General features: G+C 68.0%; 31 protein-coding genes. 20 read left to right on the top strand and 11 right to left on the bottom strand.

Annotation, left to right across the window (positions count from 1 at the left end):
• Positions 1-144: 144 nt before the first annotated feature.
• Both ACWIGI_RS25460 and ACWIGI_RS25455 read right to left on the bottom strand, forming a co-directional pair.
• On the bottom strand, positions 145-957 hold the full coding sequence (locus ACWIGI_RS25460) for an acyl-CoA thioesterase (RefSeq protein WP_454204964.1): 813 nt from the start codon (positions 955-957) through the stop codon (positions 145-147).
• 43 nt (positions 958-1,000) lie between these two features.
• Positions 1,001-1,654, bottom strand: a complete 654-nt coding sequence (locus tag ACWIGI_RS25455) for a TetR/AcrR family transcriptional regulator (protein ID WP_454204963.1) — start codon at positions 1,652-1,654, stop codon at positions 1,001-1,003.
• A 175-nt stretch (positions 1,655-1,829) separates the two neighbouring features.
• Between ACWIGI_RS25455 and ACWIGI_RS25450 the strand changes: the two genes are divergently transcribed.
• From ACWIGI_RS25450 to ACWIGI_RS25430, 5 genes are all read left to right on the top strand, one after another.
• Positions 1,830-2,828, top strand: a complete 999-nt coding sequence (locus ACWIGI_RS25450) for an acyl-CoA dehydrogenase family protein (RefSeq protein ID WP_454204962.1) — start codon at positions 1,830-1,832, stop codon at positions 2,826-2,828.
• Positions 2,812-3,990, top strand: a complete 1,179-nt coding sequence (locus ACWIGI_RS25445; protein ID WP_454204961.1) for an acyl-CoA dehydrogenase family protein — start codon at positions 2,812-2,814, stop codon at positions 3,988-3,990. Before ACWIGI_RS25450 ends, ACWIGI_RS25445 begins: the two co-directional genes overlap by 17 nt.
• Before the next feature lie 3 nt (positions 3,991-3,993).
• Positions 3,994-4,785, top strand: a complete 792-nt coding sequence (locus ACWIGI_RS25440; RefSeq protein WP_454204960.1) for an enoyl-CoA hydratase — start codon at positions 3,994-3,996, stop codon at positions 4,783-4,785.
• A 103-nt stretch (positions 4,786-4,888) separates the two neighbouring features.
• The gene (locus tag ACWIGI_RS25435) at positions 4,889-5,383 is read left to right on the top strand and encodes a hypothetical protein (protein ID WP_454204959.1); all 495 of its coding nucleotides are present in this window, start codon (positions 4,889-4,891) and stop codon (positions 5,381-5,383) included.
• A 348-nt stretch (positions 5,384-5,731) separates the two neighbouring features.
• Positions 5,732-5,932 carry a hypothetical protein gene (locus tag ACWIGI_RS25430; RefSeq protein WP_454204958.1) on the top strand — a complete coding sequence of 67 codons (201 nt, stop codon included), beginning with the start codon at positions 5,732-5,734 and terminating at the stop codon, positions 5,930-5,932.
• 227 nt (positions 5,933-6,159) lie between these two features.
• On the opposite strand, the gene ACWIGI_RS25425 is transcribed toward ACWIGI_RS25430, so the two are convergent.
• From ACWIGI_RS25425 to ACWIGI_RS25415, 3 genes are read right to left on the bottom strand one after another with little or no spacing between them, the layout of a single operon-like run.
• The gene (locus tag ACWIGI_RS25425) at positions 6,160-7,092 is read right to left on the bottom strand and encodes an HpcH/HpaI aldolase/citrate lyase family protein (RefSeq protein WP_454204957.1); all 933 of its coding nucleotides are present in this window, start codon (positions 7,090-7,092) and stop codon (positions 6,160-6,162) included.
• 38 nt (positions 7,093-7,130) lie between these two features.
• Entirely contained in the window at positions 7,131-8,315 is a 1,185-nt protein-coding gene (locus ACWIGI_RS25420; protein ID WP_454205092.1) for a CaiB/BaiF CoA transferase family protein, read from the bottom strand.
• Positions 8,316-8,323: 8 nt separating this feature from the next.
• Positions 8,324-9,700, bottom strand: coding sequence for an LLM class flavin-dependent oxidoreductase (locus ACWIGI_RS25415; protein ID WP_454204956.1), 1,377 nt, complete (start codon positions 9,698-9,700; stop codon positions 8,324-8,326).
• 68 nt (positions 9,701-9,768) lie between these two features.
• On the opposite strand from ACWIGI_RS25415, the gene ACWIGI_RS25410 reads away from it, so the two are divergent.
• Together ACWIGI_RS25410 and ACWIGI_RS25405 are read left to right on the top strand one after the other, a co-directional pair.
• Positions 9,769-10,440 (top strand): GntR family transcriptional regulator, encoded by a 672-nt coding sequence (locus ACWIGI_RS25410; RefSeq protein ID WP_454204955.1) that lies wholly within the window; start codon positions 9,769-9,771, stop codon positions 10,438-10,440.
• Positions 10,441-10,557: 117 nt separating this feature from the next.
• Positions 10,558-11,613, top strand: a complete 1,056-nt coding sequence (locus tag ACWIGI_RS25405; protein WP_454204954.1) for an NAD(P)H-dependent amine dehydrogenase family protein — start codon at positions 10,558-10,560, stop codon at positions 11,611-11,613.
• 24 nt (positions 11,614-11,637) lie between these two features.
• Here ACWIGI_RS25405 and ACWIGI_RS25400 read toward each other — a convergent pair whose 3' ends face one another.
• The 4 genes from ACWIGI_RS25400 to ACWIGI_RS25385 are packed head-to-tail and all read right to left on the bottom strand — an operon-like array spanning position 11,638 to position 13,763.
• Positions 11,638-12,669 (bottom strand): YihY/virulence factor BrkB family protein, encoded by a 1,032-nt coding sequence (locus ACWIGI_RS25400; RefSeq protein ID WP_454204953.1) that lies wholly within the window; start codon positions 12,667-12,669, stop codon positions 11,638-11,640.
• A gap of 7 nt (positions 12,670-12,676) precedes the next feature.
• Entirely contained in the window at positions 12,677-12,937 is a 261-nt protein-coding gene (locus ACWIGI_RS25395; protein ID WP_454204952.1) for a DUF4235 domain-containing protein, read from the bottom strand.
• Complete coding sequence (locus ACWIGI_RS25390; RefSeq protein ID WP_454204951.1) at positions 12,934-13,329, bottom strand: hypothetical protein; 396 nt, start codon at positions 13,327-13,329, stop codon at positions 12,934-12,936. Before ACWIGI_RS25390 ends, ACWIGI_RS25395 begins: the two co-directional genes overlap by 4 nt.
• Entirely contained in the window at positions 13,326-13,763 is a 438-nt protein-coding gene (locus ACWIGI_RS25385) for a phage holin family protein (RefSeq protein WP_454204950.1), read from the bottom strand. Before ACWIGI_RS25385 ends, ACWIGI_RS25390 begins: the two co-directional genes overlap by 4 nt.
• A gap of 213 nt (positions 13,764-13,976) precedes the next feature.
• Here ACWIGI_RS25385 and ACWIGI_RS25380 point away from each other — a divergent pair, with 213 nt between their 5' ends.
• From ACWIGI_RS25380 to ACWIGI_RS25330, 11 genes are all read left to right on the top strand, one after another.
• Positions 13,977-14,117 carry a hypothetical protein gene (locus tag ACWIGI_RS25380; RefSeq protein WP_454204949.1) on the top strand — a complete coding sequence of 47 codons (141 nt, stop codon included), beginning with the start codon at positions 13,977-13,979 and terminating at the stop codon, positions 14,115-14,117.
• Between the two features lie 144 nt (positions 14,118-14,261).
• The gene (locus tag ACWIGI_RS25375) at positions 14,262-14,612 is read left to right on the top strand and encodes a hypothetical protein (RefSeq protein ID WP_454204948.1); all 351 of its coding nucleotides are present in this window, start codon (positions 14,262-14,264) and stop codon (positions 14,610-14,612) included.
• 63 nt (positions 14,613-14,675) lie between these two features.
• Positions 14,676-15,305: a GNAT family N-acetyltransferase gene (locus ACWIGI_RS25370; protein WP_454204947.1), complete on the top strand. Its 630-nt coding sequence runs from the start codon at positions 14,676-14,678 to the stop codon at positions 15,303-15,305.
• A gap of 73 nt (positions 15,306-15,378) precedes the next feature.
• The gene (locus ACWIGI_RS25365; protein WP_454204946.1) at positions 15,379-15,810 is read left to right on the top strand and encodes a hypothetical protein; all 432 of its coding nucleotides are present in this window, start codon (positions 15,379-15,381) and stop codon (positions 15,808-15,810) included.
• Between the two features lie 175 nt (positions 15,811-15,985).
• Positions 15,986-16,786 (top strand): alpha/beta fold hydrolase, encoded by an 801-nt coding sequence (locus tag ACWIGI_RS25360; RefSeq protein WP_454204945.1) that lies wholly within the window; start codon positions 15,986-15,988, stop codon positions 16,784-16,786.
• A gap of 129 nt (positions 16,787-16,915) precedes the next feature.
• Positions 16,916-17,161: a microaggregate-binding protein 1 gene (mbp1, locus tag ACWIGI_RS25355; RefSeq protein ID WP_454204944.1), complete on the top strand. Its 246-nt coding sequence runs from the start codon at positions 16,916-16,918 to the stop codon at positions 17,159-17,161.
• Positions 17,162-17,880: 719 nt separating this feature from the next.
• Complete coding sequence (locus tag ACWIGI_RS25350) at positions 17,881-18,093, top strand: hypothetical protein (protein ID WP_454204943.1); 213 nt, start codon at positions 17,881-17,883, stop codon at positions 18,091-18,093.
• A gap of 393 nt (positions 18,094-18,486) precedes the next feature.
• Entirely contained in the window at positions 18,487-18,846 is a 360-nt protein-coding gene (locus ACWIGI_RS25345; RefSeq protein WP_454204942.1) for an RNHCP domain-containing protein, read from the top strand.
• A 32-nt stretch (positions 18,847-18,878) separates the two neighbouring features.
• Entirely contained in the window at positions 18,879-19,295 is a 417-nt protein-coding gene (locus ACWIGI_RS25340) for an RNHCP domain-containing protein (protein WP_454204941.1), read from the top strand.
• Between the two features lie 170 nt (positions 19,296-19,465).
• On the top strand, positions 19,466-19,798 hold the full coding sequence (locus ACWIGI_RS25335) for a hypothetical protein (protein ID WP_454204940.1): 333 nt from the start codon (positions 19,466-19,468) through the stop codon (positions 19,796-19,798).
• A gap of 5 nt (positions 19,799-19,803) precedes the next feature.
• Positions 19,804-20,223 (top strand): MerR family transcriptional regulator, encoded by a 420-nt coding sequence (locus ACWIGI_RS25330; RefSeq protein ID WP_454204939.1) that lies wholly within the window; start codon positions 19,804-19,806, stop codon positions 20,221-20,223.
• On the opposite strand, the gene ACWIGI_RS25325 is transcribed toward ACWIGI_RS25330, so the two are convergent.
• Entirely contained in the window at positions 20,192-20,737 is a 546-nt protein-coding gene (locus ACWIGI_RS25325; RefSeq protein ID WP_454204938.1) for a nitroreductase/quinone reductase family protein, read from the bottom strand. The two genes, ACWIGI_RS25330 and ACWIGI_RS25325, sit on opposite strands and share 32 nt — an antisense overlap.
• 212 nt (positions 20,738-20,949) lie before the next feature.
• On the opposite strand from ACWIGI_RS25325, the gene ACWIGI_RS25320 reads away from it, so the two are divergent.
• Complete coding sequence (locus ACWIGI_RS25320; RefSeq protein ID WP_454204937.1) at positions 20,950-21,951, top strand: RNA polymerase subunit sigma-70; 1,002 nt, start codon at positions 20,950-20,952, stop codon at positions 21,949-21,951.
• Between the two features lie 42 nt (positions 21,952-21,993).
• Here the strand turns inward: ACWIGI_RS25320 and ACWIGI_RS25315 are convergent, their stop codons facing one another.
• Positions 21,994-22,578 (bottom strand): dihydrofolate reductase family protein, encoded by a 585-nt coding sequence (locus ACWIGI_RS25315; RefSeq protein ID WP_454204936.1) that lies wholly within the window; start codon positions 22,576-22,578, stop codon positions 21,994-21,996.
• Between the two features lie 178 nt (positions 22,579-22,756).
• Between ACWIGI_RS25315 and ACWIGI_RS25310 the strand changes: the two genes are divergently transcribed.
• A complete protein-coding gene (locus ACWIGI_RS25310; RefSeq protein ID WP_454204935.1) occupies positions 22,757-23,620 on the top strand; it encodes an SDR family oxidoreductase in 864 nt (287 codons plus the stop codon).
• Positions 23,621-23,804: the final 184 nt, after the last annotated feature.

Raw genomic sequence — 23,804 nt, 5'->3', positions numbered from 1 at the left:
CGGCCGCGCGGAACCCGTCCGTTCTCCTGCGTCCGTGTCAGCCCGTTGGTATGGCGTGTCCTCGGCCGCAAGGACATCGGTGTCCACGCTGTCGTTCGGCGCGGGGATCGGCGTTGAACTCGGCCGATCGCCCGCGCGGGCGGATCAGGAGGGGAGCCGCACCATGGCTTCCTGCGCGTAGGAGGCGACCAGCGTGCCTGTCTCGGTGAGGATGTCGCCGCGGCCGAAGCAGCGGCCGTGCGCGAGCAGCGGGCTGTGCTGGCGCAGCAGCAGCCAGTCGTCGGTGCGGAAGGGGCGATGAAACCACAGGGTGTGCGAGGTAACCGCGGACAGGAAGGCGGTGCCGTTGCCGCGCTGATCGAAGCCGTCCACCGGCAGCAGCGCCGTGCCGATCAGGGTGAGGTCGGTGGCGTAGGCCGCGATCGCCTGCGCCAGTCCGGGTTCCACGGTCGGGGTGCGCATCCACAGCTCGTATTCCGGGGCCCGGGCGGCGGGGTCGTTCAGGTCGGTGAGCGAGCGCACCTCCCAGGGCAGCAACTCCATACCGTCGATCTTGTGCTCGGCCGAGGGCAGGGCGGGAATCGGTGCCACACTGTCGAACTCGGGGCCGGCCTCGGGCGCGTGCAGCGAGATCGAGGCCGTGGCGATGATCTTGCCGGACTGCTCGGCCACGGCGGTGGCGGTGGCGAAGGTGCGTCCGGCGTGCGCGCGCTCGAGCCGGTAGCGGATGGGCTCGTCGGCGCGGCCTTCGCGGGGAAACACCACGTGCAGCGACTTGACCGTCTTGTCGGGGAAGCTCAGCGCGGCGGCGCGCGTGAACTGGCCCAGCAGTTGGCCGCCGAACACGCGGTGATAGGTCAGCTTCTGATTGCGCCCCTCGAAGACGGTGGTGTCTGCGAGGGGCGGCTGCTCGTCCAGGTCGAGACAGGCGACGAGATCGGTCCACAGCTCGGTCATACCCCGAGTGTAAGTAAAGTTCTCCTGAATGAGAACAGCGTTCTCAAGCGCGGGTGAAACCGTGCGCGCAGAAGTTCCAGACCTCGGTGGCGGTGATCGGGTTCGGGGTCTGCTCGTCGATCGCCCCGGAGGACTGCGCAGTGAACATGACCGTCTGCATCACCATCGCCGAGAGCCGGCGCGGGTTCGCGTCGGCGGGCAACTGCCCGGCCGCGGCGGCCTGTTCCATCAGTTCGGTGAACAGGGTGAGCAGCGGCGCGTGCGCCACCTTCACCTGGCTGGGGTGCGAAAGCAGCAGCTGCGGCGCGAAATCGGTGAACAGCGGACGCTGCGCCGAAGGATCGGGCCGACACAGTTCGAAGAGCAGTTCGACCGAGATCTGCAACTTGTCCAGGGGGTCGGTCTGCCCGTCGGCCGCGGCGCGCAACTGTTCGGCGGTGCGGCTCAGCGCATCCTCGAACAGGGCGAGCAGCAGCTCGTGCTTACCGTCGAACTGCAGGTAGAAGCTGCGCAGCGACTGCCGGGAGCGGTCGACGACCTCCTGAACCGTGAAGTCGGTCGAGCCCTTCTCGGTGATGATGGCCTGCGCGGCGTCCAGGAATCGCTGGACGCGTTCCTCGGCTCGCACCTTGGCGGCGCGCAGCGAGCGCTCGACAGCGCGCTGCTTCCAGGCTGGCTCTTCGCTCGGGCTGGTCACGGCCGCATCGGTCCTCGGTTGTAGGGGGAGAACATGAATGCACTGTACCGGAGAACGGCGTATTCCTGGACGTTAGGGTCGGCGCGCCTTCCCGGATGGCGAAGGATGACTTTCATTCTAGGAGAATGATATTCTCGCTTGCATTGCGAACGCAGCAGCGAGGAGGCGTGCCGGGATGCTTTTGGAGTTCGACTCCGACCAACGGCTGTGGCAGAAGACTGTCCGTGAGGTCATCGCCAGACACGGTCCGCCCGAGCTGGTCCGCGCGGTCGTCGACCGCGGCGCGACCACCGATGAACTGTGGCGGGTCTACGTCGATCAGGGCTGGACCGAACTGACCGATCCGGCCGACATGGTCGAGCTGGCCATCGTGCTCGAGGCCCTCGGCTACGCGACCGATCCGACGCCCTTCCTGGCGACGATGACCCAGTTCGCCCCGCTGGCAGCCCGATTCGGCGCCAGCTCGGCGCCCGGCGCGGCCGTGTACGACGGTGTCACCGCCTTCCACGACGGCACGGGCTGGCTGCTCAGCGGCACCGCGCGCCACGTCCTGGACGGCGACCGCGCCGACTGGTTCGCCGTCGCCACCCGCGCCGGGGTGTTCGCCGTGCACTCGGCCGACGCGGTCATCCGGCGCGAGATCGCGTTCGACCCGGTCCTGCACGTGGCGGAGGTGAGCTTCGCCGGCGTCCGCGTCGAGGAGAGCGATCGGATCGACGCGGACATCGAACGCGGGCGCCACATCGGCCTGACCGGCCTGGCACTGACCATGGTCGGCGCGTGCGCGCGCGTGCTGGACCTGGTCCTCGAGCATGTGCGCGGCCGGGAGCAGTTCGGGGTGCCGATCGGCTCGTTCCAGGCGGTCAAGCACAAGGCGGCCGACATGCACGTGGCAGTCGAAAGAGCCCGGGCCCTGGCCTATTTCGCGGCCCTGACCATCTCCGCCGACGACCCGCGCCGCCGGGTGGCCGCGTCCATGGCCAAGGCCGCGGCGGGGGAGTGCCAGTCGCTGGTCTTCCGGCACGGCATGCAGCTGTTCGGCGCCATGAGCTACACGTGGGAGAACGACCTGCAGTTCGCGCTCAAACGCGCCAAGGCCGGCGAGCTGCTGCTCGGCGGAGCCGTGGAGCACCGCGCGCTGATCGCGAAGGAGTACCGTGCGACTGACTTTTGACGCCGAGGTCGAGGACTTCCGCTCGGCCTTCGTCGAATTCCTGGCCGAGCACATGCCCGACGAGGCCCGGGCCCGTGCCGACCGCCCGGTCTCGAGCGCCGAGGTGCCCGACTGGGCACGGGAGTGGCAGCGCACGCAGTTCGAGCACGGGTGGCTGTTGCCCGGCAACACACCGGAATTCGGCGGCCGCAACGCCTCGATCCTGCAGCAGTACGTGCACCTCGAGGAGCTCTCGCGGCGGCGGATCTATCACAGCTTCAATCCGCAGGGCCTGGGCATCGTGGCCGCCTCGCTGCTCTCCTTCGGCACCGCGGAACAGAAGAAGAACTGGGCGGTGCGGATCCTGCGCGCGGAATTGACCGCCGCGCTGGGCATGAGCGAACCGGGCGCCGGATCGGACCTGGCCGGTCTGCGCACCCGTGCGGTGCGCGACGGCGAAGACTTCGTCGTCAACGGCCAGAAGGTGTGGACCTCGGGCGCGCATCACGCCGACGTCCTGCTCACCTTCGTGCGCACCGATCCCGACGCGCCGAAACACAAGGGCCTGAGCGTATTACTGATTCCCACCGACACCCCCGGGGTGACCCGGCGCCCGTTCCCGTCCATCTGCGGGCCGCGCGACGTGGACTTCAACGAGGTGTTCTTCGAGAACGCCCGGGTGCCGGCGGAGAATCTCGTCGGCCCGCTGCACGGCGGCTGGGGCGTGGCCAACGGCTCGCTCGGGCACGAGCGCACCATGCTGTGGCTGAGCTTCGCCGACCGATTGCAGTGCCTGATAGACGATTTCGAGCCGCACAGCGTGTTCGATCGCGACCACTACGCCACCCTGGTCATGGACAATCTGGCGCTGCGCCTGCTCGGTTCGGCCGCCCTGGCGCGCGAGGCGCGCGGGCAGCAGGACGTGGCCGGGCTGTCGGTGCTCAAACTGCTCGGCTCCGAAGCCGTGCAGACCGCCTCCGAGCACGCCCTCACCGCGGCGGGCCCGGAGGGGCTGTTGAACGAAATGTTCACCGGCCCCATGCATCCGCTGAACCACGACAACACGGTGGGCAGTTGGTTCGAGCGGTACGCCCGCAGTTTCGCGGGCACCATCGCGGGCGGAACGTCCGAGATTCAGCGCAACATCATCGCCGAGCGGGTGCTCGGTCTTCCCCGGAGTTGAACTATGAGCGAGTACATCCGCTACGAGGTCGCCGACAAGATCGCGACCATCAGCCTGAACCGTCCCGAGGCCGCCAACGCCCAGAACGGTGAGCTGCTCGACGCGCTGGACGCGGCGTGGACCAGCGCCGCCGCGGACCCGGAGGTGGCGGTCATCGTGCTGCGCGCCGAGGGCAAGCACTTCTCGGCGGGTCACGATCTCAAGGACAGTTCGTGGCCCGATCCCTCCCGGATCACCCTCGACACCATCTACGAGATCGAATCCCGCCGCTACCTGGAGTATTCGCTGCGCTGGCGCAACGTGCCCAAGCCGTCGATCGCGGCGGTGCAGGGCCGGTGCATCGCTGGGGCGCTGCTGCTGTGCTGGCCGTGCGACCTGATCGTGGCCGCCGACGACGCGCTGTTCTCCGACCCGGTCGTGCTGATGGGCATCGGCGGCGTCGAATACCACGGGCACACCTGGGAATTGGGCCCGCGCAAGGCCAAGGAGATCCTGTTCACCGGCCGCCCGATCACCGCGACCGAGGCCGAGAGCACCGGCATGGTCAACACCGTCGTGCCGCGCGCCGAACTCGACGCCAAGACCCGCGAACTCGCCGCCCATATCGCCACCATGCCCGCGTTCGGCCTGCGTCAGGCCAAGCGCGCGGTCAACCAGACCCTGGATGTGCAGGGCTTCTACGCGGCGATCCAGTCGGTGTTCGACATTCATCAGACCGGCCACGGAAACGCGCTGAGCGTCAACGATTTCCCGGTGCTGATGCGGCTGGAACAGATGAAAGCCAATGTGAAGTAATCCCGCCATCCGGCACTACCGTCCGTATTACAGTACGGCCGATATCTCCACCCTCGCGGGGCCCGTCGCGGCCCCGCTTCTCCCCTTCAGATGAGGATCCACCATGCGAATCTCCTTCCGTCGCACCTCCGCCGCCGCCCTCGGCGTTCTCCTCGCCGCCGCCGCGCTCACCGGCTGTGGCTCGGACGACGATTCCACCGCGACCACGACAACGGCCGCTGTCACCACCACGGCCGCGGCCGCCAAGGCCGACGAGGCCACCACGAAGGCCATCACCGACGCCTTCACCACCTTCTTCAACGCCAAGACGCCCACCGAGCAGCGCATCGCCACGGTCGAGAAGGGCCAGGAGTTCGCGGCGGTGCTGCAGGCCGCCGCGGCCAATCCGCAGGCCTCGGGCACCTCGGCGACCGTCTCCGCGGTCAAAGTCGTGGACGCCACGCACGCCGACGTCACCTACACCCTGCTGCTGAACGGCACCCCCGCCCTGCCGGACCAGGCCGGCAACGCGGTGAAGGAAGGCGACAAGTGGAAGGTCGCGACGATCACCTTCTGCGCCCTGCTCGCGATCCAGGGCGGGACGTCCACCGCCTGCTGACGCCGAACGCGGGTTTCGATGCCGGTGGCACTGCCGAGCCGCGCCGGTGGTGACCGGGTGCGGGCTCGTCGGTAGCCACCTGTGTGCACTGTCAGGGGAGAGGGGTATCCGGACGGTGCACACCGTGTCCGCCGACCGGCATCCGTCCAGGATCGAGGAACGTGCCCGGCTCGACGATTCCTCGAGCCGGGCCCGGATGCCGCTGGGGGCGTTGATCGGCTGACCGTGGTCGGCCGGAGGACACGCGGTGAAGTTCGAGTAGTGCACCACTCGCGCGAGTAGCGCCCGCCGAGGACATCGTTGATGGTGGCGGCCCTCCGGCCGCGACCACCACGAGAGGACGAGGCAATGACGATCGAACAGAATCAGCTGAGCTTCGCTGAGGAATTCGAGGCATTGAAGGCGAAGCACGGCGAGGCATACGGGGACCTGAGACTGGTCCGTTTCACGGACAAGGAGGGGCAGGTCGGCTTTCGAGCCTTCGTCCCGTACTCGTGCCGCGAGAACTCGGACGGAGACATCATCTGTGAGGAAGATCGTCCGGTCTGATTGCCGGGTGGCGTGAACAGCCGGCGCGGATATCGGTGAGCGTCTTACCGATCCGACGTCTCTGCCCGGTCTCCCACAGCGTGTGGCCCGAACGGACTGCCCCGGTAGGCGTGTCGGGAGCCTTCCGGGTGCGGATCGGCGCCGGTGTTCGGTGACGCGGATGGCCCGCCGTGCCCGCCTGGCGATTCCAGTGCGGGCAGGTCCAGCGGACCATCGTCTTCGTCGCGTCAGCCGACGGCGGCTCCGTTCAGGAGTTCCGGGTCGATGGCCGCCGCGCGGGCCAGGGTGGCCTTCGCCATCTTGATGTGTGCGGCATCGACCAGGACACCGTCGACGCCGACGGCGCCGCGGCCGTTCGCCTCGGCCTCGCGGTAGGCGGCGATATTGCGTTCCGCCAGTGCGATTTCCGCGGCGGTGGGGGAGTAGACGGTGTTCGCGATGGGGACCTGGGCGGGGTGGATGGCCCACTTGCCGGTGTAGCCGAGCAGGGAGGCCCGGCGCGCGTCGCGTTCGTAGCCCTCGACGTTGCCGTAGTCGGGGAAAGGCGCGTCGATGGCGAGCACGCCGGCGATCCGAGCAGCCACGAGGGTCTTGTTGCGGGCGTAGTGCCAGAAGTCGCCCGGGTAGTCGCCGAGCGGTTCGAAGTTGGTGTCCACGCGCGCGCCCTGGGACAGCGAGAAGTCGCCGACACCGAAGATGAGGGCGTCGATCCGGTCGCTGGCCACCGCGATCTCCTCGGCGTTGGCCAGGCCCTCGACCTCCTCGATCAGCACCTCCAGGCGGATCCGGCGGGTGAGGCCCAGTTTCTCCTCGAGCTGGGTGAGCAGCAGGTCCACCCACCACACATCGCGGGCGGTGCACGCCTTGGGTACGACGATGGTGTGCAGGTGCTCGCGGGCGCGGGTGACGACCTCGATGATGTCGTCGTGGCACCACTTGGTGTCCAGACCGTTGATGCGGATCGCGGGAACCGTTCGCCCCCAGTCCATCTCGGTGAGCGCGGTGATGGCCTTCTCCCGCGCGGACTCCTTGAGCGATTCGGGGGTGGCGTCCTCGAGATCCAGGAACACCAGATCCGCGCCGCAGGACAGGGCCTTGGCGAACATGTGGTCGTTGCAGGCGGGCAGCGCGAGTTCGGAGCGTCGCACGAGCAGGGTCATCGTCGAATTCCTTCGTGGTTCGTGATCATCGGAACGGGTCAGAGCACGCCGCGGTGCGCGAGGTCCGCGACCTCGCCGGCGCTGAGCCCCAGCAGCTCGCCGTAGACCTCGGCGTTGTGCTCGCCCAGGCGCGGACCGAGATGGTCCACGCGGCCGGAACTTTCGGAGAATCGGGGTACCGGCGCCTGCACGGTCATGGTGCCGAGTTCGGGGTCGGGCACCGGGACGAAGACCTCCCGGTGGCGTACCTGCTCGTCGTGCAGCAGGTCCTCGATATCGTAGACCGGCGCGGCGGCGACCTCGTGCGCTTCGAACGCCGACATCGCCTGGGCGAGAGTCTGTTTCGACACCCACTCCGCCACGACGTCGTCTACCTCACGCGCGCGTGCCAGGCGTCGCTGCGGGTCGGAGAACTCCGCGTCGGTGACCAGGTCCGCCCGCCCGATCGCCCGGAACACCCGCAGCGCCAGCGCGGGTGAGCTGCCGGACATCGCCAGCCACTTCCCGTCGGCGGTGCGATAGGTGTTGCGGGGCGCGGAGATGTCCCAGCGGTTCCCGGCGCGCTGCGCGACGATGCCGAGCTGGTCGTAGCCCAGCAGGGTCTGCTCGAGCAGCCGGGCCAGCGGATCGACGAGATTGATGTCGATCAACTGCCCGGGCCCGCCGTGCACGTCGCGGTGATAGAGCGCCATGAGCACGGCGTACGCGGCGTTGAGCGAGGCCACCCCGTCGGCGAGCATGAACGGCGGCAGGGTCGGCGGGCCGTCCGCCGCGCCGGTGATGTGGGCGAACCCGCTCATGGCCTCACCCAGGGTGCCGAAGCCGGGCCGTTCGCTCTTGGGTCCGGTCAGCCCGAAGCCGGTGATGTGCAACATGATCACGCGCTCGTTGACCGCGCGCAGGCTCTCGTAGTCCAGACCCCACTTACGCAGGGTCTGCGGCCGCGTATTGCTCACCACCACATCGGCTTTGGTCACCAGCCTGCGCAGCAGGTCCTGGCCTTCGGCGCCGCGCATGTCCAGGGTGATGGAACGCTTGTTGCGGGACACCGACTTCCACATCAGCCCGACGCCGTCGCGCTGCGCGCCCCAGGTGCGGATGGGATCCCCGGCGCCCGGCTGCTCGATCTTGATCACTTCGGCGCCGAATTCGCCGAGATAGGTCGCCGCCAGCGGGGCGGCGGCCAGGGTGGCGAGGTCCAGCACTCGCACACCCGAGAGCATGGCGTTCATCACGAAACCGGTCCGGCGTGCGCGGCCGGCCGGCGCACCGCGGGGCGGTCGAGTCCGAGATGGTCGCGCAGGGTGGTGCCCTCGTACTCGGTGCGGAACAGCCCGCGCTGCTGCAGGCGCGGAACAACCATGCGCACAACGTCTTCGAACGAGCCGGGCATGTGGGTCGCCGCCAGGACGAACCCGTCGCAGGCTCCGCCGTGGAACCATTCGGCCATCTGATCGGCGACCTGTTCGCCGGTGCCGACGAAGCGCGGGCCCTGCAGCAGGGTCGCGCGGTGCCCGGCCAGATCGCGGACCGTGACGGTGCCGCCGATGTGCGTGCGCAGATTCTGCACCAGCCCGCGGATGCCCGACACCGAGGCGATCAGCTCGTCGGTGACCGGATCGTCGAGATCGTGTTGCGCGAAGTCGTAATTCATCAGCTCCGACAGCAGCGTCAGCGACGCCATCGGATGCACCAGGTCCTCGAGCAGCATGGCCTCGCGCTCGCGGGCGTGCTGCTCGGATTCGCCGACCACGGCATAGGCCATGGGACAGATCTTCACCGAGTCCGGATCGCGTCCGGCGTCGGCGATGCGCGCCTTCTGGTCGGCGTAGTGGTTGCGGGCGACCTCGAGCCCCGGATCACCGGTGAAAATCAATTCCGCCCAGCGCGAGGCGAATTCGCGTCCGCGACCGGACGAGCCGGCCTGAATGATGACCGGGCGGCCCTGCGGGGTGCGTGGGACGGTCAGCGGTCCGCGCGCGGAGAAGAACCGGCCCACGTGCCCGAGCTCGTGCACCTTGCCGGGATCGGCGTACACACCCGCCGCCCGGTCGTGGATGATCGCGTCCTCGTCCCAGGTGTCCCAGAGTCCGCTGACGACCTCGAGGAATTCGTCCGCGCGGTCGTAGCGCTCGTCGTGCCCGAGATGGGCGTTGACACCGAAGTTCTGGGCCTCGCTGTCGTTCACCGAGGTCACCACGTTCCACGCCGCCCGTCCGCCGGACAGGTGGTCCAGCGTGGCGAAGGTCCGCGCGACGTGGAACGGGGCGTAGTACGTGGTCGAGTACGTCGCGCCCAAACCGATTCGCGAGGTGCTCTGCGCCAGCACGCCCAGCACCACTCCCAGGTCCAGCTTCACCGGCCGCGCGCCGTAGCGCACCGCCTCGGCCACCGAACCGTCGTAGATGCCCGGCATCGCCAGCCGATCATCGAAGAACATCAGGTCGAAGCAGCCCTCTTCGAGTTGCCGTCCGACCTTCGCGTAGTAGGACGCGTCGAGGTACCCGTGCTCGGTGGCCGGATGCCGCCACGAACCCGCGTAGACCGAGGTGCTGCCCGCCTGCATGAAAGCGACCAAGGTCATCCGGTCGCGACGCTGTGCTGTCATATCGTGAACGTAACATCTGATATATCAGATATCAAACCTTGTATTCGAGACCTGCTAGGCTCCCCGGAATGGCATCGCGATCAGTCGATATCGGCGGCACCGTGCGCGAACGCGCGGCCCGCGAACTCCGTGACCGCATCCTGACCGGCACCCTCCCCGCCGGCGCGCGCATAGATCTGGACGCGATCACCGAGGAGTTCGCGACCAGCCGCACCCCCGTGCGCGAGGCCCTGCTCGAACTCTCCTTCGAGGGCCTGGTGCGGGTGGCCCCCCGCAGCGGCATCACCGTGCTGGGCATCAGTCCCGCCGACGTCATGGACAGCTTCACGATCCTCGGCGTCCTGACCGGTCAGGCCGCGGCCTGGTCCGCCGAACGTGCCACCGACGCCGAGCTCACGCACCTGCGCGAGTTGGCCGCGGCCGTGGCGTCCCATTCCGGCGAGGACGCGATTGCCGACGCCAATTGGCGCTTCCATCAACAGATCCACCGGACCGCGCACTCGCCCCGCCTGCTGACCCAGATCAAACAGGCGGCCCGCGTGGTCCCCACCAACTTCCTGCGCGTGTTCCCCGAACACGAACAGAACGCCCTCCACGAACACGACCAGCTCATCGACGCGCTGACCGCCCGCGACGCGGTTCGTGCCCGCGACATCGCCGAACGGCATGTTCTCGACGCGGGTCGCTCGCTGGCGGAGTGGTTGCGGCGCAACGAATCCGGCGAGATGGCGGGAGACTGACGACCGGGTTGCTCGGGCGCACCACGTCCCGGTGGGGTGGACGACCTCGACAAGGAGGCTCGAACGCAGTGGCTTTGCGATCTTGACCCCGAGAATGCAACGTGTTCTATTTCTTGCATGACTCTGCGAGTGATCCAGTGGGCGACGGGTGGGCTCGGCCAGGCCGCGATCGGCCAGATCCAGCTGCACCCGGAGCTCGAGCTCGTCGGGTGCTGGGTGCATTCGGAGGCCAAGGCCGGGCAGGATGCCGGTGAGCTCGCGGGGATCGGACCGATCGGCGTCATCGCCACCAACAGTGTCGAGGAGATCCTCGCGCTGGAGGCCGACTGCGTCCTGTACGCGCCGTTGATGCCGAATCCCAAAGAGGTCGCCGCGATCCTGCGGTCGGGCAAGAACGTCGTCACCCCGCTGGGCTGGTTCTGGCCGACCCCGCAGGAGAAGGAGCGGATGGCCGCGCCGGCCATCGAAGGCGGTGTGACGCTGCACGGGACCGGGATCGATCCCGGCGGCGCCACCGAGCAACAGCCGCTGTTCTTCGCCGGCCTGTCCAGCGCGATCACGTTCGTCCGCGGTGAGGAATGGTCCGATATCCGCACCTACAACTCTCCCGATGTGGTCCGCCACATCATGGGCTTCGGTCAGTCGCCCGAGGCGGCGATGAACGGCCCGATGCTGTCCCTGCTGGACAAGGGCTTCGACCAGTCCGTCCGTATGTGCCTGGACACACTGGGTTTCGCCGAAGCCGAGATCCGCAGCAGTCGCGAGGTGGCGGTGGCAACCGCCCCGATCGACTCGCCGATAGGCCAGATCCAGCCCGGCCAGGTGGCGGCCCAGCGCTTCGCCTGGGAGGCGTTCGTCGGCGAAACCAAGGTCGTCCGGGTGGCGGTCAACTGGCTGATGGGCGACGAAAACCTCGACCCGCCATGGAAATACGGCGACGGCGGCGTCCGCTTCGAGGTAGAGGTGAAGGGCGATCCCGACTGTCACGTCACGATCCACGGCTGGCACCCCAGCGGTGTCGCGGCGGGCCTCGAGCGCAACCCCGGAATCGTCGTCACCGCGGCGCACTGCGTGAACTCGATCCCGTACGTCTGCGCCGCCGAACCGGGCCTACTGACCTTCGTCGACATGCCGCTGGTGACCGGCCGGGCCCACCCGGACCTGGCACGCTGAGTCATCGCCCAGGGTGCGTGAAATTCATTCTCGCCGAGCGGATTCAGCCTCTTCGACAGCCTGCTGATCGAGCGGATCGAGCTTGCTGGTGTCACGAGGCTTCGCGAAGGGCGTGACCTCTTCGGGCAGCCCTTCGGCCATGGCCCTGCCGTGGTCCAGTTCGGCGTTGATCTCCGCGCCCAGCAGCAGGGCGATATTGGTGAGCCACAGCCACACCAGGAAGATCACCACGCCCGCGAGCGAGCCGTAGGTCTTGTCGTAGGACGAGAAGTTGGCGACGTATACCGCGAATCCCGCGGAGACGATCACCCAGATCAGGACCGCGATCACGCCGCCGGGACTGATCCATTTCACGCCGCCCTGTTTCGCATTCGGACTGGCCCAGAACAGGATTGCCAGCAGCACCGACACCAGGACGAACAGCACGGGCCACTTGGTGATGTTCCAGATCAGCACCGTCGTCTCGCCCAGGCCGAGGAAATCACCGACCTGTCGCGCGATCGGCCCGCTCACCACCACGATCACCGCGCTGAGCAACAGCAGTACGACCGAGAGCACGGTGACGCCGAGCCGGATGGGCGTGGTCTTCCAGATCGGGCGACCCTCCCCGATGTCGTAGATGACATTGGAGGCTCGCATGAACGCCGCGACGTAGCTCGACGCCGACCACAACGCGATCGCCAGACCCAGGATCGCGCCGAGTCCCGCGCCGCTCTTGTTGGCCTGGGCCTGGTCGATGAGCGTCTGCACGAAGTCTGCGCTCGAGCCGGGGGCGAGCTCGCGAACCTGGCCCATCAGCTCGCCCGTCGCGTCCGGTCCGAGCAGGCCGAGCAGCGAGACCAGCACGATCAGCCCCGGCACGATGGACAGCATCGCGTAGTACGTCAGGGACGCGGCCAGATCGGTCAGGTTGTCGCGCTGGAATTCCCGGCCCGCGCGCTTGACCACCGCGACCAAGGACGGTTTCGACAGGTCGGCAGGGCTGTCGGGTTGGTCGGCGTCCAGATCCGGTCGAGCGCCGGTATCGGTAGCGGCCGGATGGTCGTCGGCGGCCATGCTCGACTCACTTCCCGGGCCAGGTGCCCGTCAATCGCTGGTAGCCCGACGCGCCCGCGCGGTCGATCGAGGCCTTCACCACGCCGAAGATCGCGCCCTGCAAGGCCGCGGCGGCGAGCACTTCCTGCCAGCCGTACTCGCGGGCGGTGGCACTCGGCGCCTGATCCTCACCGCTGACGCGCCGCCACACCTGCGTGAACACCACGTTAGCCGCGATCCCGCCGAGCACGCTCACGACCAGTCCAACGGGTTTGTACAGTGCGTTCACGCGTTCCTCCGCCGCCGCGTCCACCAGATCAGGGCCGCGCCGGATGCCACGGCCACGGCGATCGGCACGGGATTGCGCCAGGCCACGTCCGCCGCCTGCTTGCTCTTCTCGCGCACCGGCTCGGGCGTCTTGGCCACAGCCTGGTCCGCGACCTGTGCGGCGCTCGTGCGCACGTTCCCGGCGACCTCGCGCGCGTATTGGGTGGCTTCGGCCGCGCGTTCGCGGGCGGCCTCGGCGGTTTCGTGCGCCTTGTCCTGCGCTCGCCCTCGCACGTCGGCCTTATCCGCGAGTTCGGCCACGGCGTCGCCGAGTTCCCGGCGTGCCAGGTCGCGGTCCGCCCGCAACAGCTCGGCCTCGTCGGGGACATGTGGACGTGGTGTCTTGTCGGTCATCGCCGACTCCTGTTCTCGAGTACCTCGACGTCCTCGCGGACGTCCTTGATCGCTTCGGCGGGCACCGGTGGCGTCGCCTCGTCGACCGCCTTCTTGCCCACCAGCCCCGCTATCGCGCCCAGCGCGAACAGCACGACCGCCACGATGAGCGCGGCGGCCCACCCGGGCACCACGAGCGCCAGCGCCAGGATCGCCGCGGCGATCAGCGCGCCGCCGCCGTAGAACGCCAGCAGCCCACCGGCGCCGGCGATGCCGACGCCCTTGGCCATCCCTTTGCCCTTGTCCCGCATCTCGATTCGGGCCAACTGCATCTCGTCCCGGACCAGCCTGGTCAGCTGTGCGCCCACGGTGTCGACGAGTTCGGTCAGCGAGCGCCTGTCGTTGTCCCCGTTCGCCGTCGCGACGCCGGTCCGGGGTTCAGAAGTAGGGTTCATGCCTCGCACCTCCTGTTCGTCGGCGACTACCCGGAGGCATGAACCCGAAACAGGTCGCCGGCATGACGGCCGGTCTGCGGAGACGGGCGCCCCGCGCGAAATCGCCGAGCCGCCCGTCTCGGTTTCGCGATCATCAAGACGGGTAGCCGCCCTACTGGCCATGCGATTGTCCACGCTGCGTGGCCGACGTGAAGACCGCATTGGAGGTTGGAAATGGAGATCGGAAACGTCATCGCCCAGCTGAAGCAGGACATCACGACCGCCGAGGACGCCGGCGACACGGAGACCGCCACCCGGCTCCGCAGGGATCTCGAGGAGGCGAAGCGCGCCGCTGAGGAGTCCGGCCGGGAGTAGGTTTCATACCCACGACTGCCCGGCGGCATTCTGGAGTTCCCAGGGATGCCGATGTGCGGGGCCTTGAGCAACAATGGTCGGCGATGGGCCCGATGGTTCTTCCGCGCTGTTTCGAGCGCGTCTTCGCGACCAGAGGTGCCAGACATGCCTGCCACGTGGATCACGTTCGATGTCTACACCGATCCATCCGAACAGTGGAGGGTGATCGACGACTTCACCTGTAGCAACCCGATCGTGGTCATCGAGTACAGGCGCTGCGAGCGCGAGAGCCCGTTGTGTGGACGGCATGGCATCGCTCACTGGGATCATCTGTCCGACATCGTGTTCGGCACCGTCCACTACGACCGGGTACGACGCGCCGCCGAACGTGAGCACGTCATGGACGCGAACACGATCGTCGTCTACGCGAACGGCACACAGGTGGGGCAGTCGTACAAGGACTTACCGCCGCCGGAGGATCTGATCCACTACGCCCGCACGCTACTCGCGGAATAGCCTGCGGCCGGTAAACCGCCGCGCCCGGAACGGTATCGTCGCGGGGGTCGTTCACCACCCGTGATGTCATCAACGGCCGAGGTGCGTCCGATCGAGGACGCCGACGTTCCCGTCGCGGTAGACACTCTGGCCCGCGCTTTCGCCGAGTATCCCTACACCCGGCATGTCATAGCCGCCGACAACCACCTCGATCGGGTTCGGCGCTATCAGGAGCTGTGCCTGACACGCGTCGCAATGGTGCGCGGACGGGTCTGGGTCGCGGACTCGGGGCGCGCGGTCGCGATCTGGTTCAGCCCCGACCGGGATCCCGGAGCCGAATTCGCCGCAATCGCAGCGGAGTTGGGTGAACTCATCGGAGACAGGTCCGACGCGGCGGCCGCCTCCGAGGCGGCTATTGAGCCGCACCGTCCCGCGTATCCGGTGTGGCTGCTCAACACCGTCGCGGTCGCCCCCGAACTCCAGGGACGCGGACTGGGCGGCGCCCTGCTCAGACCCGGAGTCGAGGCGGCCTCCCGGGCGGGCTACCCGGCGTTCCTGGAAACCTCCAGTGTGGCGAACGTCCGCTTCTATCGGCGCCTGGGCTTCGAAGTGACCGCCGAGGTCGTGGTGACCGACGATGGCCTGCGCACCTGGTGTATGCAGCGGGAGCCACGTCGGGAGCTCCCCGAAATCCGTTCCCGCTCAGCCGAATGACGATGCCGCGCACCGACTGGCTAACCACCACTGGCACCGCTCCGGAAACTGCAGGCTCGCTTAGGATCTCGCCATGTCGTACGCGCTGTTCGCTTGGGGAAACTTCATCTACGAGGTCGGTCTCGACCGTGATCCGGGGTGGCTCGATCCCGCGTTGCTGCGCGGGGAGCGGGATGTCGTGAGCGACGAGCTGATGATCGGGGACACCGACACATTGCGGGTGGACGGGGCGGGGACCAGGTTCGACGTTGGTGGGGAGTCGGCCGAGGGGCGTGAGCTGGTGGGGCGGGAACTGGGCGGAATCGACTGGCGGGTACAGCGGATCCTGGTGCGGACGGACGGGACGCGGGAGGACGCGTTGCGGATCGTGGCGGAGATCGAGGAGGACGGGGATTTCGACGTCGATGATGCGCCGGGGCGGAACCCGGTCGGTGTCGGAGAGGTCGTGACGACCTGGGAGGACCAGAACGGCCAATGGGACCTGGCATTGGTCCGGCTCGGGTGAGAAGTGCTCGATGGTGACGAGGAACTTCTCGTCGGTGATGACCAGCGCGAACGCATCTTCGATCGCGGCGTTTCCGGCACGCACCGATGGTTCCTGTCCTCCCATCAGGCGGTGACGCAAACGGTGTCAGGGCGGTGTCAGGGCCGGAACAGCGCTGCCGGGCAACGTATTTCCCATGAGCAAAGCAGCGAAGCCCAGCAGCCCGGCCAGCACCTCCTGGAGCGGCACGGTCGCGGTCGAGGACACCGCCTTGGCGGTCACCGACACCGGTGGAACCGGACAGCCGATCGTCTACCTCAACGGCGCGTACGCCGACCAGTCGCACTGGAGCAAGGTGATCGCCGATCTCGGTGACGGCTACCGCCACATCACCTTCGACGAGCGCGCCCGGGGCAAGTCCGGGCGGTCCGGTGACTACTCCTTCGCCGCGTGCCTGCGGGACATCGACGCCGTGCTGGCCGCGCGCGGTGTGACCGGGCCGGTCGTGCTGGCCGGCTGGTCGTATGGCGGAGTGCTGGGTTGGCACTGGGCCGATGCCAACCCCGACCGTGTGCTGGGCGTGGTCACCGTCGACGCGTTCCCCTACGGCCTCACCGGTGACGAAGGCGCGCAACGGATTCGCACGCTGTTTCACCGGATGCGGTTCCTGCTGCCCCTGGTTCGCCCGTTCGGGCTGGCCGCACGCATGAGCGCGGCCCAGCACGCCGAATCCAACATCGAGCTCAACGAGATCGCTGCCGCCAGCGGGCCCGTGCTCGAGCGTGCGATCCGGCCGGTGCGGTTCGTGCTGGCCACCGGCGACAGTCTGGGCAGCGAATCCGGCGAGATGGAAACGAACCGGGCCGTGCTCGATCCGATCCTCGCCGCCAACCCCAACGTGACGATCAGCGCCAAGGTCGCCAGTAACCACTCGAAAATCCTGCGTAAGGATTCCCCGGCGGTGGCCGACGCGATCCGCGCGACCGTCGCCCACTGACTACCCGTCCAAACCGCCCGGTCGCGGTGTGATCGGGATCTCGTGGGCGTACCGCGTCCCCGCCGGTTTGAGCCCGATTGCCCGGGTATGCGGTCTTTGTCCAGTGACGCAACAATTTCGGAGGTAGAGATGTCCGAGCGCAAGAGCGGCCCCCTCGAAGGTGTTGAAGGGGTCGTCGAGGGAATCAAGGGCAAGGCCAAGGAAGTTGCCGGTGCGGTCGTGGGGAACGACGACCTGCGCCGGGAGGGAAGTGCCCAGCAGGACAAGGCCGAGTCGCAGCGTGAGGTAGCCGCCAAGGAAGCCGAGGCCGAGAAGGCCCGCGCGGAAGCCGCGGTGGACGAACAGCGTCAGCGCGCGTACCAGCAAAATCAGTAGCCCGCGGGGCTGAAGACGTCAGGACCGGGTGCCCCGAATCGCGGGCACCCGGTCCTGACGCGTCAGGCGTTGCGTTGAAAGGACATTCGCGCGAAATGGCGTGGTCGCCCTCGTGCGGGTGCGTCCTCGCTCCGGATGTAGCCGAGCGCGGGCCTGCGCGTACCGTGCTGGACCCACCAGTAGGTGGCAGCGATGGTCGCGTACCCGGCGGCAGCTGCCAGCACGGGTACGAGTATTGCCACGATCACGAACATCGTCACCGACATGAGCGTTCCCTCCGAGAGGATTCCCGCCACACTGCGGCCGATTACCGTTCTACGCGAAAAGCCTATGTTTCAATACCTCTCACTGCGGGCTGTGTGCCCAATCCCACAGCAAGTTCTCAGCAGTCCGGCGCCGGCTCGCGTCGAGGACGCCACCATCGAGGTTGTCCCGGACCAAAATTCGGGCATTCGGGACTGATTCGCGCGCGGGCTGTTTGAACCGCAATCGAGCAGGTACACCGGCTGCGGTAGCGCCGTCGGGAAGTCCGATACTTCCCGCCGACGCACACCATCGGCCGTTCCGACGGCCCGGGTTCTGGCCTGTAACAGGACCTATCGCTCCACCGCAGTACTCGTCCTCGGTGCGACGGCAGCCGGCCGTCGCACCGAGGACGATCCGCACCCATATCCGATCGAACCGCCCGCGAAGGCGGTTCGCCCGCCGGTGGAGGATCGATGACGAACGCATACCCCGAGTCGGGCGCGCTGCGCCTGCTGACCCAGGTCCTGCAGCAGTACTCCAGCCTGGACGCCTTCCTGGTGCAGGTGCGGCGGGAACTGGACGACCCGACCGTGGTCCTGCCGCGCATCGTCGAGAACCCGTCCGGGGAATTGTCCACGCCGGACACTGATCTGCCCGGCGGGCGGCACGCCCGCGCCGACGACTGAGGTCAGCCGGCCGAGTTGACCGTGTCGGTGGCTCGCCGCGAATGGCGCCCGCACGGGGCGTGAGGGCGACGAAAATATGGTTGACGATGGGTGTCCTCGGGTTGCTACCCTCAGCCGCGACCACGACGGTCGCTTCCTGTCCGTTCGAACGTAGAGGGTTGGTGTACTGATGACCCGGCCGGCGCCGAGCGCGCCTTTCCGCATCGCGCAACCGCGTATCCGTCGCCGCTAACCGCGGCACGCCGGATGCGTCGAGTTCCGGTGCCCATTCCGTGACCCGTTGATCGACCCATTCCCGGAACCCGGGGACGGCGATCACTCGGGCTCTGTCGTCGAGGCTCGCTCGGCCTGCTCCTGCTGTCTTGTCGGACTTCAGCAAGAGGAGTAACCCGGGTGTCTACCATCAGTACCTCTCAACAGCTCAACACCTTCACCTGCATCTCGTGCGGGCTCGTCGTGTTCGCCTTCGCCGGCGACGGTGTGCCGCGCAACCACTGCCCGTCGTGTCTGCATTCACGCCACGTCGTCGACCACGTCGCCGGTGGCCACAGCGAGTGCGGTGCACGGATGTCGCCGCTGGCCATCGCGGTACCGCGTGGCGGCGACTGGATGCTGATCCACCGCTGCGTGCGGTGCGACGAGCTCGCCGCGGCTCCGATCTGCGCCGACGACAACCAATTGGTACTCATGCGTATCGCGGTGCGCCCACTCGCGCAGCCACCCTTCCCGCTCGAGGCATTCGGTTCCCTGTAATCGCGTGGCAGATACCGAAAGGAGGACTCTGCGTGCCACGCCATACTCGTCGAACCCCCACGCGTCGCCCGCAGCGGCACAAGACGGTACTTCATCGTCGAGACGGGCATCGCGATGCCGATTTCCGTTGCGTCGGTTGCCGTCTCGACGTACCGATCCAGGCCCCGGGCACCGCACATCGCAATCACTGCCCGAACTGCTTGGCGTCCCTGCATGTCGACCGGCGGATTCCCGGTGACCGGGCGGCGAGTTGCCGCGGCCGGATGGAAGCGGTGAGCATGACCGCCCGCACCGACGGGGAGTGGCTGCTCATTCATCAATGCCTGACGTGCGGCGAACTCAGTGTCAACCGCGCCGCGGGCGACGACAACGCGCTGGCGCTCGTGCGTCTGGCGCTGCGGCCCCTGGCCACCACCGCGCTGGCCCGCCGCGCCCTACTCGCCCTGTGAACCCGGCGTTCGGCGGTGGCCTGCACACCGTGCTCCGCCACCGCCGAACGCCGGCAACTACGCCTACCTGGTCGCCGAGATCGACGGCCGGGCGATGGGAGCGCTGCCCGACTCTCGGGACCATCGGACATCTTGTATCCGGTACCCGGGTACAGGCTTACCGTGAAGACATGACGATCGATCTGAACCCCGAAGGCTGGGTGCCGGACGCGTGCACCCTGCCGACCGCCGAACAACCGGTGCGGGTGGCAGAGTTCGACAGCTTCTTCACCGCGTCGGTTCGCGGGTTCGACCGCCCGCTGCCGACGCGGTTGGACCTGGCACTCGCCGAGGGCGCCGAGCCGCTCGCGCGGGATCTGGCCGCCCGTGAGTCCGGATGCTGCTCGTTCTTCACCTTCACCATCGAGACCGGCCCGGTGATGCGCATCGAAGTTCCGCCCGCACACCTGGACGTTCTGGACGCGCTCGAACAGCGCGTCCGTGCTCTGGCACATCCGCGATGAATGGGATGCGCACCGGTCAGGTCGCCGCTGCGGCCGGTGTCAATGTGCAGACACTGCGGTACTACGAACGGCGCGGGCTGCTCAGAGCACCGGAACGGTCGCTCGGAGGCCATCGCCTATACCCCGACGACACCGTGGCGCTGCTGCGGGCGATCAAGGCGGCTCAGCGTCTGGGCTTCACCCTGGACGAGGTCGGTGACCTGATCGAAGTCACTCGGCCGCGTGCCCGCCGTGCGGATAACGGCCTGCGTGCCCGGGCCACCGCGAAGCTCGCAGAGGTCGACGCGAAGCTCGCCGAGTTGACCATGGTCCGCCAGACCCTGCTCGCGGCCCTGACCGCCGGCTGCGACGACCTGCTCGAGTGCGGCGAAAGCCCTGGCTGCCCAATCCCGTTCAGCGGCGAACCGGCGGAGTCAGCCGGATGATCGGGACGGTTCGCCCCGCCCGGGCCGCCTCCCGGCGGTAGGCGACGTAGGCGGGGAAGACCCGGTCGGCGATCGCCCAGAGGCGTTGGCGCTCGGACTCGTCGGCGATCACGGTCGCCCGCATCGGTGTGTCGCCGAAGCGGACATCGGGATTCGCCAGCAGGTTGTGGTACCAGCTCGGGTTGGTCGCGCTGCCTGCATGGGACGCCACGATCACCATGTGCTCGCCGTCCGTGAAATAGATGATCGCGTTGCGCCGTCGGGCTCCGGTCCTGGCCCCGGTGGTCTCCAGCACCGCGGTAGGGAAGATCAACGTTGTTGCCAGGCGGCCGCGCGTGAGCCGCAGGAGTACGGGATCGAGCTTCCACGCGATGTGGCGGGAAACGAATCGTGGCAGGCGGCCGGTCGCGAAGGCGGCGTAGGCCCGCACGAACCAGCGTGGCTGCTCGGTCCCGTCGACGGCCCGCGAGCTGGATGGTCGTGCGCCGGTGAATGTGCCGCGAATGCTCTTCATTGCGTCCCCCGCTCCGAAATATCTACTACATAACATAGTAGTCATTTCGTCTGGTGCCCAGTGGTTTTGCACCGAATCGGCTGCGCCCGTGCCGCGGCGGCGTGCGCACTCGGGGGTTCGGTCCGTGCCGCCGGTGCCCTCGCCGATTAGAAACCCGCCGCCCCATCGTCGGTTCTGGTTGTGCCCTCGCACCGATGGAAGGATTGGGGACCATGACCGACGCCCGAGCGCTGGGGGAGGACGAGGCCGCGTTCATCGCGGTCGCCCGTTCGGGGGACGCGGCCGCGTTCGCGGCCATCACCGAGCGGCACCGGCGAGAGTTGCAGGTGCACTGCTACCGGATGCTCGCGAACTTCGAGGACGCGCAGGACATGACGCAGGAGACGTTTCTGCGGGCGTGGAACGGGCGAGAGTCGTTCGGGGGACGGGCCGCGCTGCGGACGTGGCTGTATCGGATCGCCACCAACGCCTGCCTCGACTTCGTGGAGAAGCGCAACGACCGGACACCGGTGCAGGTGGAGCTGCCCGAGACCGAATTGCCGTACCTGCAGCCGTATCCCGACCGGATGCTGCCCGAGGACCCGCAGGACGCGGCGGTGGCGCGGGAGACGATCGAGCTGGCGTTCATCGTCGCCGTCCAATACCTGCCGCCGCGGCAGCGGGCGGTGTTCATCCTGCGGGATGTTCTCGGCTTCCCGGCGGCGCAGACGGCCGACGCACTCGAGCTGACCGTCGCATCGGTGACCAGTGCGTTGCAGCGGGCGCGGGTGACGATGCGCGAGCAGCTGCCCGGCCGGCGCCTCGACTGGCGTAGCCCGGGCGCCGGGGAGCTGTCGAATGACGAACGCGGCGTGGTGAAGTCGTACATCGAGGCCCATGAACGCAGCGACATCGACGGGCTGGCGTCGCTGCTGCGTGACGACCTGCGCTTCGCGATGGTGCCCGACTCGGGCGTCGTGAGCAGGACCGCCCGGGACGCGGTGGACGGCTGGGTCGCCCACGGGCTGTTCCAGCACGGCTTCGACGACTGGCGTTGCGTCACAACGTCGGTCAACCGCATGCCCGCGGCCGCGCTGTACCTCCGCGCCCCCGGCGACCCGGACTATCGGTTGTTCACCATCGCGGTCCTGCATGTTGCCGACGGGAAGATTGCCGAGCTCACCGGGTTCGACGCGCGGGACAAGCCGTGGCTGGGTCTGCCCTCGACCTTGTGATCACCTGCGCCCCAACAAGTCTGGACAACCGAATGCCCGGACTCATCGCCTCGTCTCGTACCGGGTCATCAGCACGCCGCCCGGGAACGTCCGAGTCTCCACCAGACTCAGATTCACCCATCTGTCCAGCGCGGTGAAGAACGGCGTCCCGCCACCCACCAGAACCGGCACGGTGACCAGGATGTACTCGTCGATGAGCCCGGCTCGCATGGCGGCGCCGGCGAGTGTCGCGCCACTGATGTCCATCTGCCCGCCGTCCTCGGCCCTGAGTTGGGTGATCTCGGCGACCGCGTCACTCGTGACCAGCCGGGCGTTCCCCTCGACCGCACCTAGCGTGGAGGAGAACACGACCTTGGGCATGTCGCGCCAGCGCCGCGCGTACTCGGCCGTGGCCGGTGTGGCGTCCGGGTCCCGGTCGGCGGTCGGCCAGTGTGCGTTCATCCCCTCCCACAACCTGCGCCCGTAGAGGGCCAGCTCGGTGCCCGCCACCCGGTCGGACCACCACTGGAACAGCTCGTCGCTTGGCGACGAGTCCGGCCCGTCACCCCCACTCCACCCGAGGTCGTCGCCCGGCGCGGCGATGTATCCGTCCAAGGTCACGTTCATGCCGAACGTCAGTTTCCGCATTTGTCAGCCTCCCGTTGGTTGATCTCCCCTATACAGACGGCCACGTCGCGAAAAGCTAATCGGTTCGGAAACGAGCCTGCCGCCGCACAATGGGCGCCAGGGCCCACCAGGCAGCGAAAACGCTCGGCGGATTGGTGATTCCCAGGTTTGTCCTTGCGTCTGTGGCAGGGTTTTGCGGATGACAAAGTCCGCGGTCCAGGAGTTGGCGATCGTGACGGGCGCATCCACGGGTATGGGTGCCGCGACCGCCCAGGAGCTTGCTCGCCGGGGATTTCATGTGCTGGCCGGGGTGCGGCGTCAGAGTGACGGCGACTCGCTGGCGGCCGCCGGTATCGAGCCGGTCATCCTCGATATCACCAACCCGGATCACATCGCCGCGCTCGTCACCCGAGTGGACGCCGATCCGCAGGGCCGCGCGCTGCGTGTGCTGGTGAACAATGCCGGCGTTCCCGGTGTGGGCCCGGTGGAAATGGTGCCACTCGACCAATGGCGAAAAATATTCGAGGTCAACGTATTCGGTCACATCGCCATGTCCCAGGCGTTCCTTCCCGCACTGACCCGCAGTAAAGGCCGGATCGTCAACATCACCTCGATGAGCGGCAAACTCGCCATGGCCGGTTACGGTCCGTACGCCGGTTCCAAGTTCGCGATGGAAGCCATCAGCGATGCCCTGCGCAACGAAGTAGCTCCCCTGGGTGTACAGGTGGTCGTCGTCGAACCCGGCGGGGTGAAAACCGCGATGGACGGCAGCCCGGATCTGGATCGCCTGAGCACCAACATGTCCAGCGACCACCGGGCCCGCTACGGCGACCTGATGCACGCCCTCCCCGCCCACATGGCCGGGTTCGGCGACTCCGCGATCACGGCCGAGGCCGCGGGCCGCATCATCGCCGACGCCGCCACCACGCCCAAACCCCGCACCCGCTACACCACGAACATGATGACGAGGATGCTCATCAGCGCCTCACGCCTGCTCCCCGACCGCGCTCTCGACCGTGTCACCACCTCGGACCTGCGCAAGCACTACCCCACCCACGCCTGAGCCGCCGGAAACGGGGTGAACGCTCGCGCCATGATGCCGATTGCCGCGCTGACCGGTACGGACAACGAGCGCCACGCGGCGCACGGATTCGCCGCAACCCGTGGTCGAGCAGGCACCCGCTCAACCTGCCTACGGCTACTCCGCCCCGAGCTTTGCAGGCTCCGGCGGCCAATTCTGTTGCGAG

The sequence above is a fragment of the Nocardia sp. NPDC055321 genome (genome assembly GCF_053645575.1).
This window is presented reverse-complemented; position numbering and strand designations above follow the sequence as displayed.

Bases quoted from the DNA above. Each gene is read 5' to 3' on its own strand.
- ACWIGI_RS25460 (WP_454204964.1), bottom strand. From the start codon at position 957: ATGACCGAGCTGTGGACCGATCTCGTCGCCTGTCTCGACCTGGACGAG.
- ACWIGI_RS25450 (WP_454204962.1), top strand. From the start codon at position 1,830: ATGCTTTTGGAGTTCGACTCCGACCAACGGCTGTGGCAGAAGACTGTC.
- ACWIGI_RS25440 (WP_454204960.1), top strand. From the start codon at position 3,994: ATGAGCGAGTACATCCGCTACGAGGTCGCCGACAAGATCGCGACCATC.
- ACWIGI_RS25435 (WP_454204959.1), top strand. From the start codon at position 4,889: ATGCGAATCTCCTTCCGTCGCACCTCCGCCGCCGCCCTCGGCGTTCTC.
- ACWIGI_RS25430 (WP_454204958.1), top strand. From the start codon at position 5,732: ATGACGATCGAACAGAATCAGCTGAGCTTCGCTGAGGAATTCGAGGCA.
- ACWIGI_RS25425 (WP_454204957.1), bottom strand. From the start codon at position 7,092: ATGACCCTGCTCGTGCGACGCTCCGAACTCGCGCTGCCCGCCTGCAAC.
- ACWIGI_RS25420 (WP_454205092.1), bottom strand. From the start codon at position 8,315: ATGCTCTCGGGTGTGCGAGTGCTGGACCTCGCCACCCTGGCCGCCGCC.
- ACWIGI_RS25415 (WP_454204956.1), bottom strand. From the start codon at position 9,700: ATGACAGCACAGCGTCGCGACCGGATGACCTTGGTCGCTTTCATGCAG.
- ACWIGI_RS25410 (WP_454204955.1), top strand. From the start codon at position 9,769: ATGGCATCGCGATCAGTCGATATCGGCGGCACCGTGCGCGAACGCGCG.
- ACWIGI_RS25405 (WP_454204954.1), top strand. From the start codon at position 10,558: ATGACTCTGCGAGTGATCCAGTGGGCGACGGGTGGGCTCGGCCAGGCC.
- ACWIGI_RS25400 (WP_454204953.1), bottom strand. From the start codon at position 12,669: ATGGCCGCCGACGACCATCCGGCCGCTACCGATACCGGCGCTCGACCG.
- ACWIGI_RS25390 (WP_454204951.1), bottom strand. From the start codon at position 13,329: ATGACCGACAAGACACCACGTCCACATGTCCCCGACGAGGCCGAGCTG.
- ACWIGI_RS25385 (WP_454204950.1), bottom strand. From the start codon at position 13,763: ATGAACCCTACTTCTGAACCCCGGACCGGCGTCGCGACGGCGAACGGG.
- ACWIGI_RS25380 (WP_454204949.1), top strand. From the start codon at position 13,977: ATGGAGATCGGAAACGTCATCGCCCAGCTGAAGCAGGACATCACGACC.
- ACWIGI_RS25375 (WP_454204948.1), top strand. From the start codon at position 14,262: ATGCCTGCCACGTGGATCACGTTCGATGTCTACACCGATCCATCCGAA.
- ACWIGI_RS25370 (WP_454204947.1), top strand. From the start codon at position 14,676: ATGTCATCAACGGCCGAGGTGCGTCCGATCGAGGACGCCGACGTTCCC.
- ACWIGI_RS25365 (WP_454204946.1), top strand. From the start codon at position 15,379: ATGTCGTACGCGCTGTTCGCTTGGGGAAACTTCATCTACGAGGTCGGT.
- ACWIGI_RS25360 (WP_454204945.1), top strand. From the start codon at position 15,986: ATGAGCAAAGCAGCGAAGCCCAGCAGCCCGGCCAGCACCTCCTGGAGC.
- mbp1 (WP_454204944.1), top strand. From the start codon at position 16,916: ATGTCCGAGCGCAAGAGCGGCCCCCTCGAAGGTGTTGAAGGGGTCGTC.
- ACWIGI_RS25350 (WP_454204943.1), top strand. From the start codon at position 17,881: ATGACGAACGCATACCCCGAGTCGGGCGCGCTGCGCCTGCTGACCCAG.
- ACWIGI_RS25335 (WP_454204940.1), top strand. From the start codon at position 19,466: ATGACGATCGATCTGAACCCCGAAGGCTGGGTGCCGGACGCGTGCACC.
- ACWIGI_RS25330 (WP_454204939.1), top strand. From the start codon at position 19,804: ATGCGCACCGGTCAGGTCGCCGCTGCGGCCGGTGTCAATGTGCAGACA.
- ACWIGI_RS25325 (WP_454204938.1), bottom strand. From the start codon at position 20,737: ATGAAGAGCATTCGCGGCACATTCACCGGCGCACGACCATCCAGCTCG.
- ACWIGI_RS25320 (WP_454204937.1), top strand. From the start codon at position 20,950: ATGACCGACGCCCGAGCGCTGGGGGAGGACGAGGCCGCGTTCATCGCG.
- ACWIGI_RS25315 (WP_454204936.1), bottom strand. From the start codon at position 22,578: ATGCGGAAACTGACGTTCGGCATGAACGTGACCTTGGACGGATACATC.
- ACWIGI_RS25310 (WP_454204935.1), top strand. From the start codon at position 22,757: ATGACAAAGTCCGCGGTCCAGGAGTTGGCGATCGTGACGGGCGCATCC.